Origin of the sequence: Pseudomonas baetica, assembly GCF_019733355.1 — a bacterium.
GTDB classification, from domain to species: domain Bacteria; phylum Pseudomonadota; class Gammaproteobacteria; order Pseudomonadales; family Pseudomonadaceae; genus Aquipseudomonas; species Aquipseudomonas baetica_A.
The window spans coordinates 62,218-76,868 of the sequence record NZ_JAIHLQ010000003.1; the positions used below are offsets into that span (position 1 = coordinate 62,218).

Sequence of the window (14,651 nt, forward strand, 5' to 3'; positions counted from 1 at the left end):
GTGTTGCCAGTACCGGCCCTTTCGCGGGCAAACCCGCTCCCACAGGTTTCACGGGCGTTCACAAATTATGTCTACAACAGAAGACTCTGTGGGCGCTGGCCTGCCAGCGATGTTCTAGATACGGTTTCAAGGCGTGCGGCGATTATGCCTACCTCGAATGCGCCGCCGCCAACAACTCTTGGGTGTACGGATGCTGCGGCGAGTCAAACACCTCATGACTGGCGCCGCGCTCGACCACTTTGCCGTCCTTGATCACGATCATGTCGTGGGCCAAGGCGCGGACCACCGCCAGGTCGTGGCTGATGAACAGATAAGTGAGCCCGTACTTTTCCTGAAGATCGCGGAGCAGGGCGACCACTTGTTTCTGCACCGTACGGTCCAGTGCCGAAGTCGGTTCATCCAGCAGGATCAGCGCCGGTTTCAGCACCAGTGCGCGGGCGATGGCGATGCGTTGGCGTTGCCCGCCGGAAAACTCGTGGGGATAGCGATGTCGGCTCTGCGGGTCGAGACCGACCTCCTTGAGCACGCGGATCACTTGCTCGTCGCATTCATCAGCGGTGGATTCGCGATGCACCTCCAGGCCTTCGCTGATGATCTGTGCCACCGACATTCGCGGGCTGAGGCTGCCGAACGGATCCTGAAACACCACCTGCATCTGCCGGCGCCAGGGTCGTAGCTGCTTCTGATTGAGGCCGTCGAGTGCTTCGCCCTGGAAGCGGATGCTGCCTTCGGAGTCGAGCAAACGCAGGATGGCCTGACCCAGCGTCGACTTGCCCGATCCGGACTCGCCGACGATCCCCAGCGTCTTGCCGCGCTGGATGTTCAGGCTGATACCGTCTACCGCACGCAGATACTGTTTGCGCTGAAACAGCCCGCCACCGACGACAAACTCAACCCGCAAATCTTTGACTTCCAGCACATTCTCGCGCTCATCCCTAGGCAGTGCTTCACCTTCGGGCTCGGCGTTGAGCAGGATGCAGCTATAAGGATGTTTGGGCTCGTTGAACAGGGTTTCGCACGGCGCCTGCTCGACGATCTCACCGGCCTTCATTACGCAGACGCGCTGAGCAATGCTGCGCACCAGGTTGAGGTCGTGGCTGATCAGCAACAACGACATGCCCAAACGTTGTTGCAGGGATTTGAGCAGCACAAGGATCTTGCGCTGCACGGTGACGTCGAGGGCCGTGGTCGGCTCGTCGGCAATCAACAGTTCCGGTTCGCACGCCAGGGCCATGGCGATCATGACCCGCTGCCGCTGCCCACCGGACAACTGATGCGGATACGCCTTGAGCCGCTCTTTGGGTTTCTGGATGCCCACCAGTCCGAGCAGTTCGAGAATGCGTTTTTGCGCCGCTTTACCACCGAGGCCGCGATGCAGCAGCAGGGTTTCGCCAATCTGCTTTTCGATGGTGTGCAATGGGTTGAGCGAGGTCATCGGCTCTTGAAAAATCATGGCGATGCGGTTGCCCCGCAGTTCACGCAGAACCTTGGGATCAGCGCCGATCAGTTCCTGTGCGCGATAGCGAATGCTGCCGGTGGTTTGCGCCTCAGAATCGGGGAGCAATTGCAGAATCGAATGGGCGGTTACCGATTTGCCCGAGCCCGATTCGCCAACCAGCGCCAGGCACTCGCCGGGGCGGATGTCCAGACACAGGTCGCGCACCACGGTCTGACCCTGGAAGGCAACGTTGAGGTTTCGTATTTCAATCAGGTTGTCAGTCATGGTCACGCTTCAGGATCGTGGGTCGAATGCGTCGCGTAACGCTTCGCCGATGAACACCAGTAGGGAAAGAATCAGCGCCAGGGTGAAAAACGCCGTCAAGCCCAGCCACGGTGCTTGCAGATTCTGTTTGCCTTGACCGATCAGCTCGCCCAGTGAAGCACTGCCAGCGGGCATGCCGAACCCGAGGAAATCCAGTGCAGTGAGCGTGGAAATCGCCCCGGTCAGAATGAATGGCAGATAGCTGAGCGTGGCATTCATGGCGTTGGGCAGAATGTGCCGGACAATCACCTTGCGGTCACTCAAGCCCAACGCGCGCGCAGCTTTGACGTATTCCAGATTGCGTCCGCGCAGGAACTCGGCACGCACCACGTCGACCAGCGCCAGCCATGAAAACAGCGCCATGATCCCCAGTAGCCACCAGAAATTCGGCTCGACGAAACCGGAGAGGATGATCAGCAGGTACAGCACTGGCAGCCCGGACCAAACCTCGAGCAATCGTTGTCCCAGCAGATCGACCCAACCACCGTAGTAGCCTTGCAATGCGCCAGCCGCAATACCGATCAATGCGCTGACAAACGTCAGCATCAGCGCAAACAGGATCGACACCCTCGCGCCGAAAATCACCCGTGCCAAGACATCTCGAGCCTGATCGTCGGTGCCCAGCCAGTTGACCGATGTCGGCGGACTTGGCGCGGGTTTGTCGAGGTCATAGTTAGGCGTGTCGTCACTGAACGGGATCGGCGGAAACAGCAACCAGCCGCCGTCCTTGTGGATCAGGTTCTGTACATAGTCGCTGCGATAATCGGCCTGGAACGGCAGTTGCCCGCCGAACGCCTGTTCGGTGTGGCGCTTGAATACCGGGAAATACCATTGGCCCTGATAGCTGACCACCAGCGGCTTGTCATTGGCGATCAGTTCGCCGCCCAGGGTCAAGATAAACAGACCGATAAACAGCCATAACGACCACCAGCCACGACGGTTTTTCTTGAATCGCTCGAAACGGCGACGACCCAGCGGGGAGAGGTTGAACATCAGGCGTTCCTCGCCGAAAAATCGATGCGCGGATCCACCAGCGTGTAGCACAGATCACCGATCAGTTTTATCAAGAGGCCGAACAGGGTGAAGATGAACAGCGAGCCGAACACCACCGGATAATCCCGCGAGACAGCCGCTTCGTAGCTCATGCGGCCGAGGCCGTCGAGAGAAAAGATCACTTCGATCAGCAGGGAACCGGCGAAGAACACGCTGATAAAGGCCTGGGGAATGCCCGACACCACTAGCAGCATCGCGTTACGGAACACATGCCCGTAGAGCACCCGGCGCTCGCTCAGGCCTTTGGCCCGGGCGGTGACCACGTATTGACGCGTTATTTCATTGAGGAACGAGTTCTTGGTCAGGATCGTCAATGTTGCGAATCCACCAATCACCAGCGAGGTCACCGGCAACACCAGATGCCAGAAATAGTCGGTGATTTTGCCCAGTGTCGACAGCGATTCAAAGTTGTCCGACACCAACCCGCGCACCGGGAACCAGTTCAGCGAGGTGCCACCGGCAAACAGCACGATCAGGAACATCGCAAACAGGAACGCGGGCATTGCATAGCCGATGATGATCGCCGTGCTGCTCCAGATATCGAAATGACTGCCGTGGTGCACCGCTTTGCGAATGCCCAGCGGGATCGAAATCAGATAGGTGATCAGCGTCGCCCATAGCCCGAGGGAAATGGTGACCGGCATTTTTTCCAGAATCAGGTCGGTGACCGTGGCACCACGGAAGAAGCTTTTGCCGAAATCCAGTTGCGCGTAGTTCTTGAGCATCAGCCACAGACGCTCAGGGGCCGGTTTGTCGAAGCCGTACTGTTTTTCAATGTCCTTGATCAGTTGCGGATCGAGGCCTCGGCTGGCGCGTGAAGTGCTCATGGTTTCGCTTGCGCCGCCACCGACGTTGCCGCCACCGATGCCTTGCAGATGGGCAATGGCCTGTTCGACCGGGCCGCCGGGCGCGGCTTGAATGATCACGAAGTTGACCAGCAGGATGATCACCAGCGTCGGAATGATCAGCAGCAGGCGCCGCAGTATGTAACCCCACATCAGTGCGGCCCTCCGGGTCTGGCGCGTGTGATTTTTTCAGCGGTCATCTGTTGATTGGTCAACGGTGTCCTGCTGATTTCCCACCAGCTCTCGATGGCTTCGTCATTGCTGGCCTGAACCGATGGAATGCCGAAACGATTCCACCAGACTGTCGACGTTCCCGGCGGGTAGTAGTTGGGAATCCAGTAGTAGTTCCATTGCAGCACCCGGTCCAGCGCGTGGGCGTAGTGCAGCATGTCGGATTGGGTCGTGGCGCGAATCAGACCGTTGATCAGCGTGTCGACCGCCGGGTTCTTCAACACCATGTAGTTGTTGGCCCCCGGATCGTTGGCCGATGCTGAGCCGAAGTAGTTGAGCAACTCGCCACCAGGAGACGTGCTGACGGGATAACCGGTGACGATCATGTCGTAGTCGCGGCTCATCAAGCGGTTGACGTATTGCGAAGAGTCGATGCGACGGATGTTGAGGTCGATGCCGATCTGTTTGAGCGTGCGTTTATACGGCAGCAGCAGGCGATCCATGCCGTTCTGGCTGACCAGAAAAGTGAAGCTGAGCGGCTCGCCCTTGGCATTCACCAGTTGATCGCCATCTGGCCTCCAGCCGGCCTGCTCCAGCAATTCGAGAGCTTGCAACTGTTTATCACGGATTATTCCGCTGCCATCGGTTTTCGGCGCTTCGAAGACCTTGTTAAAAACCTCGTCGGGAACCTGTGCGCGTAGCGGTTCAAGAATCTTCAACTCAGCCGCATCTGGCAACTGTCGGGCCGCCAGGACAGTGTTGGAAAAATAGCTCTGCTGGCGGATGTAGAGGTTGCGCATCATCTGCCGGTTGCTCCACTCGAAATCCCAGAGCATGGCCAGCGCCTGACGCACGCGACGATCCTGGAACATCGGTTTTTGCAGGTTGAACACAAAACCCTGAGCAGATTGCGGTGCCTCGGTGGCCAAATGGGCCTTTTGCAGGCGCCCGTCGCGCAGGGCAGGGCTGTCATAGCCGATCGAGTAGCCGGTGGCGGAGAACTCACGGTTGTAGTCATAGGCGCCACCGCGCAGTACCTGGCGGGCGACGTCGGTGTCGCCGAAGTACTCGATGCTGAAGTGGTCGAAATTGTAGAGGCCGCGACTAACCGGCAGATCTTTGCCCCACCAGTCGGGATTGCGCTCGAACGTGATGCTGCGCCCTGAGTCGACTTTACCGACCCTGTAAGGGCCGCTGCCCAACGGCGGTTCATATCCGCCACCGCCGGCGAAGTCACGACTCTTCCACCAATGCTCGGGAAAGACCGGCAGGGTCGCGATGTCCAGCGGCAGGGTGCGGTTTTCGTTGTTTTTGAAATCGAAACGTACCGTCAGCGGAGCTTCCACGTCGACGCCTTTGACGTCGGCGAACTGCGTGCGGTAGCGCAGGCTGCCCTGAGTCATCAATAGATCGTAGGTGTAGCGCACGTCTTGGGCAGTGATCGGTTTGCCGTCGGCGAAACGTGCCTTGGGATTGATGAAGAAGCGCAGCGACAGGCCGTCGTCGGAGCGCTCGATCTTTTGCGCGACCAGACCGTAGACGGTGTACGGCTCATCCATCGAACGCTGGGCCAGCGGCGAATACAGAAGGCCGTCAATCTGGGTGACGCCGATGCCTTTGTCTATATAAGGAAGGATATGGTCGAAATGGCCGATCTCGATCGCCGAGCGGCGCATCGTTCCACCTTTGGGGGCCAGTGGGTTGGTGTAGTCGAAATGACTGAAATCGGCAGGATATTTGGCGGGCTCGCCATACACGGTAAGCGCATGTTGCGGTGTAGCGTTCACACCCACGGCGCCGGACAGCAGGGCGAGGGCGGTGAGCATCAAAGTGGGGAAAACCAGTCGCATTGTCAGCCTTGGAACCGGGTAATCGATAAGCGCAAGTTGTACGCGAGAGGCGCATCAGTCGCCAGCCGTATGTGTAACTGAAACACAACGGCCCGCCAAGAGGCGGGCCGTTGAACAACAATCAGGCGACGGATCAGTCCTGACGGCTGGTGACTTCCAGCAGGTGATAACCGAACTGGGTTTTCACTGGGCCTTGCACAGTGTTGATCGGCGCGCTGAATACCACGGTGTCGAATTCCTTGACCATCTGGCCAGGACTGAACGAGCCCAGATCGCCGCCCTGACGGCTGGACGGGCAGGTGGAGTTGGCTTTGGCGACTTCGGCGAAATCAGCGCCGCCTTCGATCTGGGTCTTGAGTTCGTTGCACTTGGCTTCATCGGAAACCAGGATGTGGCGGGCAGTGGCTTTAGCCATGAGAAAACTCTCCAATCAATTTCAGTAAAGTGTGGAGCCTACCGGATTCAGTGAGCGAATTCTCGGCAAAGTTCCGTTCGGTTGTCGGCGTTTTGATTACAGATTCGCCGCTCGCAGGCGCGAGGCATGTTCAACGTAAAGCTCAATCGGGTCTAGCGGCACGGTGATGCTGCCAGCAGGGCGGCGCAGGGTGCCCAAGTGATCCAGGGGATAGTCGGAACGGATCACCTGACCCAGGTGAGAGCTGAAACGTCCGACGAAGCCGTCATTGTGTTCTCCTTCAGTCATGAAATATTGCGACAGCGCTCGGCAAACGCCTTGAACCGGGTCGAGAGTTGGCAAGCCGGCTACAGGCAGGACACCGCTCCAAGAGTAATAATGCACACCATTGACTTGGGCCGGGCCGTGCCCGCCCCAAGTGGTGGGCAGTCCCTGCGGAAACTTGTCATTGAAATCGCCCACGCCCTCGGTTGTGAGTGCACTGAGCGCCGCCAATGCGCTCTGCGGCAGCGTGACATTACCGCTGAGCAACGAAATAAAGTCGGCAAACAGTGTTGCCACGTTCTGTGCAACGGCTTCCGGTAGCCGGCCTGGAACCAGTGCCTTGCGCAGGAAATCAGCCAGTTCCGATCCGTGGTTCGGGCCGCTGACCGACGTCACCGAGGCTACCGCGTGTGGCGCGAGCGCCGCAGCGTATCGAGCAGCCAATGCTCCCTGGCTATGCCCTATGAGGTTGACTTTGCTGGCGCCTGTGCCTCGCCGGACACGATCAATCTGGGTAAGCAGTTGCTCACCCCTCACTTCGTTGTTGTGGGTGGCGGAGAGGTGCGGAACGAACACTCGGTTGTTAGCCGTTTTCAGAGCGTCCTTGACGTCATGAAACAGCTCGAAATGGCCGATACGTTCGAACCCGAACAGGCCGTGCACCAACAGGATGGGATAACGAGTTGTAGCATTCCGTTGCATGTTCTTACCTTTTCTCAGAAGTTCATCGGGAAATCTGTGGGCCACTCTAAAACACACAACTCGTTGAAGAAGTACGAAGAGGCTTCACTAGGCCGTTGAATCTGGACTAGAGGGCGTACGAAGTTTCGGATGTTTATGAAATCCAAATCGGAAGTTCTGGCCGTCTTCCGCCTGGCAGAAATTGATTTTGCGTTACTTGCCTACCGCAGTTGCGGCTTTTGCTCTATGGCTGCGACGTATTGGGCTGATAGCGACGGGATGAGCAATCGGGTTCAATGTTGGCTGTCGACGCCGTCAATGAAGGCAGCGTTATGTCCAAGGAATGGAGCTACGAATGAACACTCATGAAATCGAGTTTTGCTACCGGATGCGTCACCACGCCAGTCCCGGTACGACTAATGAACTGTTGCCTGCAGCAATGCTCGATTCTCTGGAGGGGGCCGTGCTCGATCCTTCGCTAAGCGAAGTCGTCATACGTATCGCGCCCTATGCAAATATGGCGAGTGGGGATCAGTTGCTGTTGAACTGGGACGGTCTGGATATCGAGGGCTTTGCTTATCAACACGAAATGGTCCGCTTTGTCAGCGAAGCCCAGGTAGGCAAAGACGTCATTTTCGTCGTCAAAGGTATGCACATCGCAGCACTGGATGGCGGTTCGCTAGAGGTCTACTGGACACTTGTCAGCGCAGGCCTGTCTGAACCTGCATCGTCTGCCCGTTTGCAGTTGACTGTGGGGGATGCGCGACCGCAGTTGCTGGCTCCCTATATCGCAGGCGCTGTTGGCGGAGCGCTGGATCCGGCGCTCGCGATGGAAGGCGCGCTCATCAGTCTCCAGCCTTACGCACGGATGACCGCAGGCGATCAGGTGACGTTGCTATGGTCTGGAGACGCATCAACGCTATCGCTCAAGGATCGACTGAAGGTCGAAGCCTTCGCTGTCGCAGACATCCTGTCATTCTGGGTTGCTCCTGAATACATCGCAGCACATCTCGGTGGCGAGGTGACAGTACGCTATCGAGTCGAGCAAATCAGTGGAGCGGTGCGCGAATCGGAGCCTGCAAGAGTGCTCATCACCCCGTTCGTGCATGGCGAACTGGATGCGCCCGATGTGCTTGAGGCTGATGACGGGGTGCTGTCGACGGAAAGTTCAATTGACGGTGTCACCGTGGTGATCGGCAATGCCCGGACACAAGAGGGTGAGTTGGTCTACCTCAAGTGTGATGGTGATTTTTTCAATCATCGGGATGACCGTGAAATCACTCGGGAAACCGCTGGCAAACCGTTGATTTTTATAGTGCCGCATCGTTTCTGGCGCGAGCATCTAGGCTCCACCGTACGGGTTGCCTATTCGGTCGAGCGGTTGGACGATGTCAGTCATGAGTCTGCGGCGACACAGGTGCGCGTAGAGACATAACTGCGACGCGGCCAGCCCTCCGGTTTTGATTGAGCCGGAGGGCAAGGTTGCAATCAGCCTCTGGCTTCGGCGCCAAGACGCTCAGCCGCATCGAGCAGCAATCGTTCCGTGGCGCTGAAACCGAGGCAGCCATCGGTGATCGAAACGCCGTAGCGCAACGATGCATTCAGCGGCTGACAGCCTTCGAACAGATGAGACTCCAGCATCATGCCGATCAGGGAGCTATCGCCCTGCAAGCGTTGTTCAAGCACTTCGTTGAAGACGCCTGGTTGACGCAGCGGATCCTTGCCGCTGTTGGCGTGACTGCAGTCGACCATGATCCGGCTCGGAATTTTCAAACGTTTCAGGTCGGCGTGAATGCTTGCCACGCTATCGCGATCGTAGTTAGGCCCCTGATGGCCACCGCGTAACACCAAATGGGTATCTGGGTTGCCGGGCGTCTGAATAATAGCCGGATGCCCTTGGCTGTCGACCCCGAAGTGTCGATGTGGGTGGGCTGCCGAACGCATGGCATCCACAGCAACGGCCGCGCCACCGTCGGTGCCATTCTTGAAGCCTACCGGCATGCTCAAGCCGCTGGCCATCTCGCGATGAATTTGTGATTCCGTCGTCCGCGCGCCAATAGCAACCCAACTGAGCAGATCGTCGAAGTATCCTGCCGCCATGGGCTGCAACAGTTCGGTAGCCACGGGCAACCCGAGGCGGATCATTTCCAGCATCAGTCCGCGGGACATCGTCAGGCCGCCGGCCATGTCGTCACTGCCATCCAGGTTCGGGTCGTAAGCCAAGCCTTTCCAGCCGACCGTAGTACGCGGTTTTTCGACGTAGGCACGCATCACCAGCAGCATTTCGTCGCTGACGTTTTCAGCCAGACGGGCGAGTTTGCCTGCATATTCAAGGGCGGACTCAGGGTCGTGGATGGAGCAGGGGCCGACGATTACCAACAGACGCTGGTCTTCGCCATTGAGGATCGCGCGAACCGCTTGGCGGTGGGCGGCGACCTGTCGGCTCAAGGCATTGCTCAGGGGCAATTGCTGTTTGAGTTGCAACGAACTGGGCAGACGCAGGGTCAGTGCTTCGTTGGCAGAATCGAGGGACAGTGGCAGAGCAGAAACGGACGAGTTCATATGTGTTCTTCCTGGGCTGGCGGCGGTTCTTCCCGCTCGCTCGGCCCTACTGGGGTGTTCGACAATTGGCCGTATTGGCTATGTGTGCGTGTTTGCCACCTGTAGGTGACCGATCGGAGGCGGCAGGCTGTCCCGATCGGAGGCTGGTAAATCGCCAGGCGCTAAAGCTGTCGTAACGGTAATAAGTGGCGTAGTTCATTTCGTGAATCCTCAAGGTGTCTGGTGTGTTGCTGAAAAAATTTGGGCCTGAAAAAACAAAACCCCCGGTCGGGAGGCCGACCGGGGGTTGAGAAATCTCTGGTAGGCGACCCGTTTTCATGGGCGCCGGTGGGTATCAGGCGCGCCAGTGGCTAAACCAATACCCAAAATAAAAGCTGACCGAAGCGCAAACGTCTTTCGCCTGGGCAGCCGCAACCGAGCGCAGGGCGCTGGCGGTACGAAGCTGTGAGAGGGCGTTGAACATGGTTTGTCTCCGATGAATGCGCCGAGCTTACTAGAGGCCGATGCGCCACATCAATCAGAAAATGCTATCGCATCACCCACAAAACGCCTATTGCTTGAGTGCTGCAAGGGTTGTGACACACTCAGCGCTTTGCCTGATGATCAAGGAAGAATGACGAATCATGTCGATACTCACCATTGCTGCCGCCCAGATAACGTCGATTAAGGGGGATCTTGGCGCAAACATTGCCCGTCACATGCGTTTTATCGAGGCGGCGGCGGAGCAGGGCGTCGAGTTGCTGGTGTGTCCTGAATTATCGCTGACCGGCTATGAAGGGGAAAAGGCTGCTGCGTTGGCCATTGACCCGCAAGACTCTGTGCTCGAGCCTTTACGGTATTTGGCCCGAAAGCTCGGCGTCACGACTGTCGTCGGTATGCCGATACGCCTGAAAGGGCGTTCGGCGGTCTTGATCGGTGCGCTGGTCCTCGGTGCCGATGGCTCGCTTGAGGTGTACAGCAAACAACATCTGCACCCTGGTGAGGAGATTGTCTTTGCTACCGGCCAGGGAGGGCCGGCCTTGAGCATCGGCAACGATACGGTTGCGCTGGCGGTCTGCGCTGACTTCTCTCATGCCAGTCATGCCGCAGTGGCCGCTGATCGAGGCGCGGATCTTTACGCTGCGGGTGTCTTGATCAGTGAGAAAGGTTATGTAGCAGACACCGCGCTGCTTGAAGGTTATGCCCGGCAGCACAAGATGGCTGTGTTGATGGCTAACCACGGTGGCCTCACCGGCGGATGGCAGTCGGCAGGGTGCAGCGCGATCTGGTCTGAGGAGGGTTCGCTGATTGTCTCGGCGCCGGGGGCGGGTGATCTTCTGGTGGTAGCCTGTCGCGATGCGGGTGAGTGGCGGGGTCAGGTCGTTGCCATTTCGGAGGCTCAATGACATTCCAGCTCAGGTGTGCGACTTCAGAGAACCTGGCGTTTTCGCGAAATCTCACTTGTCAGAACATGCTGCGCTATTACATTCACCATGACCTGTTGTGGCAGGACGAAGCGTTTGACGTGGCCTGGTCGGGGCGCGAGAACTGGCTGATATTGGTGGCTGATACACCTGCAGGATTTTTCAGCCTCAGCCGGGATGCGCGGGCCCTGTATATTCGCGAATTGCAAATTGCTGAAGCCTTTCAGGGGAAGGGCGTGGGTTCTTGGGCAATTGATCAGGTTATTGGCATGGCCCGTAAAGAAAAGCTTCCGGCTTTGCGCCTGACCGTGTTTGAAAATAATCCAGCGAAAAATTTGTATCAGAGAAAAGGGCTGCGAGTACAAGGCGAAGACGAGTGTTTTCTGCGCATGCAGTTGGATATCAGTACACCTGTGCTCTGAAACCCACGGCCGGCAAGCCTTCTATGATGAATTGAAACTTTTTTAATGATGCTTGCCGCTAGGTCTGTCGGGCACTTTTTGCTAAGGTGTCGGGCATCCCAATAAGACCATATCGCGAGGTGTCTGCTTGATTAGGGTGCTAGTGGTCGATGACCATGATCTCGTTCGTACAGGCATTACACGAATGCTGGCCGATATTGATGGCCTGCAGGTGGTTGGCCAAGCCGAGTCCGGGGAAGAATCCCTGATCAAGGCCCGAGAGTTGAAGCCCGATGTGGTTCTGATGGACGTCAAGATGCCTGGCATCGGCGGCCTGGAAGCCACGCGCAAACTGCTGCGCAGTCATCCTGACATCAAGGTGGTCGCGGTTACGGTGTGTGAAGAGGATCCTTTTCCTACACGATTGTTGCAGGCTGGCGCTGCGGGTTATCTGACCAAGGGCGCGGGGCTGCCGGAAATGGTGCAGGCCATTCGCCTGGTTTTTGCCGGCCAGCGCTATATCAGCCCGCAAATTGCACAGCAATTGGCGATCAAATCCTTTCAGCCGTCCAATGATTCGCCTTTCGACGCCTTGTCCGAACGCGAGATTCAGATTGCGTTGATGATTGTCGGCTGTCAGAAAGTACAGATCATTTCCGACAAATTGTGTCTGTCGCCGAAAACCGTGAACACCTATCGCTATCGCATTTTCGAGAAGCTTTCGATCAGCAGCGATGTCGAGTTGACGCTGTTGGCGGTTCGTCACGGCATGGTCGATGCCAGCCTCTGACCATGACTGAAACATTCGATTCCGGCGCCTTTCTGTCGACCGTCAGTGGGCGCCCCGGCGTCTATCGCATGTTCGACAGCGATGCGCGTCTGCTCTACGTAGGCAAGGCCAAGAACCTCAAGAAACGTCTGGCGAGCTACTTTCGCAAAACGGGTCTGGCGCCAAAAACGGCTGCGCTGGTCGGGCGTATTGCTCAGGTCGAAACGACCATCACCGCCAACGAAACTGAAGCGCTGTTGCTTGAGCAGACCCTGATCAAGGAGTGGCGGCCGCCGTACAACATCCTGTTGCGCGACGACAAATCCTATCCTTATGTCTTTCTGTCTGACGGACAGTTCCCGCGTCTGAGCATCCATCGCGGGGCAAAAAAGGCCAAGGGCAAGTATTTCGGTCCTTATCCGAGTGCTGGTGCGATACGCGAAAGTCTGAGCTTGCTGCAAAAGACGTTTTTTGTTCGTCAATGTGAAGACAGTTACTACAAGAACCGCACCCGGCCGTGTCTGCAATATCAGATCAAGCGCTGCAAGGCGCCGTGTGTCGGGCTGGTTGAGCCTGATGTCTATGCCCAAGACGTGCGTCACTCGGTGATGTTTCTTGAAGGGCGTAGTCATGCGCTGACCAATGAGCTGTCTGCGGCGATGGAGGAGGCCGCGATCAATCTCGAATTCGAGCGTGCTGCCGAGTTGCGTGATCAGATCGCTTTGCTGCGCCGGGTTCAGGATCAGCAGAGCATGGAAGGCGGTACAGGGGATATCGATGTCATCGCCGCCTTCGTCAACCCGGGCGGCGCTTGCGTGCATTTGATCAGTGTCCGTGGCGGACGCGTGTTAGGCAGCAAGAATTTCTTCCCGCAAGTGGGGATCGAAGAAGACGTTTCTGAAGTGATGGCAGCGTTTCTCGGGCAATACTTCATCAGTAGCCCGGAGCGCGATTTGCCGAGCGAACTGATTGTGAACGTGGTGCACGACGACTTTCCGACGCTGATCGAGGCGATTCATGGATTGCGTGGCCGCGAATTGGCCATCAGCCATAGGGTGCGTGGTACCCGAGCGCGCTGGCAGCAACTGGCCGTTACCAACGCAGAGCAGGCGTTGGGCGCGCGTCTGGCCAATCGTCAACATACGGCAGCGCGTTTTGAAGCGCTGGCGCAAGTGTTGAACCTCGATGAGCCTCCGCAGCGCCTGGAGTGCTACGACATCAGTCATTCCAGCGGTGAGGCAACGGTCGCCTCCTGTGTGGTCTTTGGCCCGGAAGGCGCGATCAAATCGGATTACCGCCGCTACAACATTGAAGGCGTCACGGCGGGTGACGACTATGCCGCCATGCACCAGGCCTTGACGCGACGCTTCAGCAAACTCAAGGACGGCGAGGGCAGGCTGCCGGACATCTTGTTGGTCGACGGTGGTAAAGGCCAGTTATCGATGGCCCGTGACGTCCTCAATGAGTTGGCCGTGCCGGACCTGATTTTGCTTGGTGTTGCCAAAGGCGCAACTCGCAAGGCTGGTTTCGAAACGTTGTATCTGAATGATGCAGCGCACGAGTTCACTCTACGCGGCGACTCGCCGGCGCTGCACCTGATTCAGCAAATCCGCGATGAGGCCCACCGTTTCGCAATTACCGGACACCGAGCTCGCCGCGGCAAAACCCGCCGCACATCAACGCTGGAAGGTGTTGCCGGAGTAGGGCCGACCCGGCGTCGCGACTTATTGAAACATTTTGGTGGATTGCAGGAGCTGTCTCGTGCAAGCATCGAAGAGATCGCCAAAGCCCCGGGGATCAGTAAAAAGCTCGCAGAGTCGATTTATGCAAACCTGCATAGCGAGTAGAATGCCCCTTCACCTCGTAGCCAGTTGTGCCGATGAATATCCCTAATCTGATTACCGTTTTACGCGTCCTGCTTATCCCGATCTTTATTTTGCTGTTTTATCTGCCTTACGAATGGAGTTACATGGCCTCCGCCTCGGTGTTTGCCTTCGCGGCAGCGACGGACTGGCTGGATGGTTACCTGGCCCGCCGCTTGGAACAAAGCACTCCGTTCGGAGCGTTCCTGGATCCGGTTGCGGACAAGCTAATGGTGGCAGTGGCTCTGGTGCTGTTGGTGCAAGAACATGGCAATCTGTGGCTTACGCTGCCGGCCGCCGTGATCATCGGTCGCGAGATTGTCGTTTCTGCTCTGCGTGAGTGGATGGCCGAACTCGGTGCTCGCGCTCATGTCGCAGTTTCGAACCTGGGCAAATGGAAAACCGCCGCGCAAATGCTGGCGCTGGTAATCCTGCTGGCCAATCCCAAGGACTTCAGCTTCTGGGTCATTCTGGGTTACGTCTTGCTGTTGGTGTCCGCAGGCTTGACGCTGTGGTCGATGATTCAATACCTTCGTGCCGCCTGGCCACACCTGAAGACGGATGTTGAAAAGAAATAAAACTTTTTTGAATCAAGGGGTTGACGAAGCTTCTT

14 protein-coding genes are annotated in these 14,651 nt (G+C 57.5%); 6 read left to right on the forward strand and 8 right to left on the reverse strand.

Translation table 11 applies throughout. The annotated features are described in order from the left end of the window. Positions 1 to 148 precede the first annotated feature (148 nt). The 6 genes from K5E40_RS03530 to K5E40_RS03555 form a co-directional block, all read right to left on the reverse strand. On the reverse strand, positions 149 to 1,723 hold the full coding sequence (locus tag K5E40_RS03530) for an ABC transporter ATP-binding protein (RefSeq protein WP_221729648.1): 1,575 nt from the start codon (positions 1,721 to 1,723) through the stop codon (positions 149 to 151). A gap of 9 nt (positions 1,724 to 1,732) precedes the next feature. After that, the gene (locus K5E40_RS03535) at positions 1,733 to 2,755 is read right to left on the reverse strand and encodes an ABC transporter permease (protein WP_221729649.1); all 1,023 of its coding nucleotides are present in this window, start codon (positions 2,753 to 2,755) and stop codon (positions 1,733 to 1,735) included. Continuing rightward, positions 2,755 to 3,813, reverse strand: a complete 1,059-nt coding sequence (locus K5E40_RS03540; RefSeq protein ID WP_221729650.1) for a microcin C ABC transporter permease YejB — start codon at positions 3,811 to 3,813, stop codon at positions 2,755 to 2,757. The genes K5E40_RS03535 and K5E40_RS03540 overlap by 1 nt, the downstream gene beginning before the upstream one ends. Beyond that, complete coding sequence (locus K5E40_RS03545; RefSeq protein ID WP_221729651.1) at positions 3,813 to 5,681, reverse strand: extracellular solute-binding protein; 1,869 nt, start codon at positions 5,679 to 5,681, stop codon at positions 3,813 to 3,815. Before K5E40_RS03545 ends, K5E40_RS03540 begins: the two co-directional genes overlap by 1 nt. Positions 5,682 to 5,814: 133 nt before the next feature. After that, entirely contained in the window at positions 5,815 to 6,096 is a 282-nt protein-coding gene (locus tag K5E40_RS03550; protein WP_221729652.1) for a peptidylprolyl isomerase, read from the reverse strand. 96 nt (positions 6,097 to 6,192) lie between these two features. Beyond that, the gene (locus K5E40_RS03555; RefSeq protein WP_221729653.1) at positions 6,193 to 7,062 is read right to left on the reverse strand and encodes a triacylglycerol lipase; all 870 of its coding nucleotides are present in this window, start codon (positions 7,060 to 7,062) and stop codon (positions 6,193 to 6,195) included. A gap of 334 nt (positions 7,063 to 7,396) precedes the next feature. On the opposite strand from K5E40_RS03555, the gene K5E40_RS03560 reads away from it, so the two are divergent. Next, a complete protein-coding gene (locus K5E40_RS03560; RefSeq protein ID WP_221729654.1) occupies positions 7,397 to 8,476 on the forward strand; it encodes a hypothetical protein in 1,080 nt (359 codons plus the stop codon). Positions 8,477 to 8,529: 53 nt separating this feature from the next. Here the strand turns inward: K5E40_RS03560 and K5E40_RS03565 are convergent, their stop codons facing one another. Then, the gene (locus K5E40_RS03565; RefSeq protein ID WP_221729655.1) at positions 8,530 to 9,603 is read right to left on the reverse strand and encodes a 3-deoxy-7-phosphoheptulonate synthase; all 1,074 of its coding nucleotides are present in this window, start codon (positions 9,601 to 9,603) and stop codon (positions 8,530 to 8,532) included. Positions 9,604 to 9,937: 334 nt separating this feature from the next. After that, on the reverse strand, positions 9,938 to 10,066 hold the full coding sequence (locus K5E40_RS34880; RefSeq protein ID WP_260455502.1) for a hypothetical protein: 129 nt from the start codon (positions 10,064 to 10,066) through the stop codon (positions 9,938 to 9,940). 160 nt (positions 10,067 to 10,226) lie between these two features. Between K5E40_RS34880 and K5E40_RS03570 the strand changes: the two genes are divergently transcribed. The 5 genes from K5E40_RS03570 (at position 10,227) to pgsA (ending at position 14,616) form a co-directional block, all read left to right on the forward strand. Continuing rightward, entirely contained in the window at positions 10,227 to 10,988 is a 762-nt protein-coding gene (locus K5E40_RS03570) for a carbon-nitrogen hydrolase family protein (protein ID WP_221729656.1), read from the forward strand. Further along, on the forward strand, positions 10,985 to 11,428 hold the full coding sequence (locus K5E40_RS03575) for an N-acetyltransferase (RefSeq protein WP_221729657.1): 444 nt from the start codon (positions 10,985 to 10,987) through the stop codon (positions 11,426 to 11,428). Before K5E40_RS03570 ends, K5E40_RS03575 begins: the two co-directional genes overlap by 4 nt. A 127-nt stretch (positions 11,429 to 11,555) precedes the next feature. Continuing rightward, positions 11,556 to 12,197 carry a UvrY/SirA/GacA family response regulator transcription factor gene (uvrY, locus tag K5E40_RS03580; protein WP_016984198.1) on the forward strand — a complete coding sequence of 214 codons (642 nt, stop codon included), beginning with the start codon at positions 11,556 to 11,558 and terminating at the stop codon, positions 12,195 to 12,197. Positions 12,198 to 12,199: 2 nt separating this feature from the next. After that, positions 12,200 to 14,023, forward strand: coding sequence for an excinuclease ABC subunit UvrC (uvrC, locus tag K5E40_RS03585; protein ID WP_221729658.1), 1,824 nt, complete (start codon positions 12,200 to 12,202; stop codon positions 14,021 to 14,023). A 32-nt stretch (positions 14,024 to 14,055) separates the two neighbouring features. Further along, positions 14,056 to 14,616: a CDP-diacylglycerol--glycerol-3-phosphate 3-phosphatidyltransferase gene (gene pgsA / locus K5E40_RS03590; RefSeq protein WP_221729659.1), complete on the forward strand. Its 561-nt coding sequence runs from the start codon at positions 14,056 to 14,058 to the stop codon at positions 14,614 to 14,616. Positions 14,617 to 14,651 lie beyond the last annotated feature (35 nt).

Coding starts and splice junctions, on each gene's coding strand:
- K5E40_RS03530 (WP_221729648.1), bottom strand. CDS start 1,723: ATGACTGACAACCTGATTGAAATACGAAACCTCAACGTTGCCTTCCAG.
- K5E40_RS03535 (WP_221729649.1), bottom strand. CDS start 2,755: ATGTTCAACCTCTCCCCGCTGGGTCGTCGCCGTTTCGAGCGATTCAAG.
- K5E40_RS03540 (WP_221729650.1), bottom strand. CDS start 3,813: ATGTGGGGTTACATACTGCGGCGCCTGCTGCTGATCATTCCGACGCTG.
- K5E40_RS03545 (WP_221729651.1), bottom strand. CDS start 5,681: ATGCGACTGGTTTTCCCCACTTTGATGCTCACCGCCCTCGCCCTGCTG.
- K5E40_RS03550 (WP_221729652.1), bottom strand. CDS start 6,096: ATGGCTAAAGCCACTGCCCGCCACATCCTGGTTTCCGATGAAGCCAAG.
- K5E40_RS03555 (WP_221729653.1), bottom strand. CDS start 7,062: ATGCAACGGAATGCTACAACTCGTTATCCCATCCTGTTGGTGCACGGC.
- K5E40_RS03560 (WP_221729654.1), top strand. CDS start 7,397: ATGAACACTCATGAAATCGAGTTTTGCTACCGGATGCGTCACCACGCC.
- K5E40_RS03565 (WP_221729655.1), bottom strand. CDS start 9,603: ATGAACTCGTCCGTTTCTGCTCTGCCACTGTCCCTCGATTCTGCCAAC.
- K5E40_RS34880 (WP_260455502.1), bottom strand. CDS start 10,066: ATGTTCAACGCCCTCTCACAGCTTCGTACCGCCAGCGCCCTGCGCTCG.
- K5E40_RS03570 (WP_221729656.1), top strand. CDS start 10,227: ATGTCGATACTCACCATTGCTGCCGCCCAGATAACGTCGATTAAGGGG.
- K5E40_RS03575 (WP_221729657.1), top strand. CDS start 10,985: ATGACATTCCAGCTCAGGTGTGCGACTTCAGAGAACCTGGCGTTTTCG.
- uvrC (WP_221729658.1), top strand. CDS start 12,200: ATGACTGAAACATTCGATTCCGGCGCCTTTCTGTCGACCGTCAGTGGG.
- pgsA (WP_221729659.1), top strand. CDS start 14,056: ATGAATATCCCTAATCTGATTACCGTTTTACGCGTCCTGCTTATCCCG.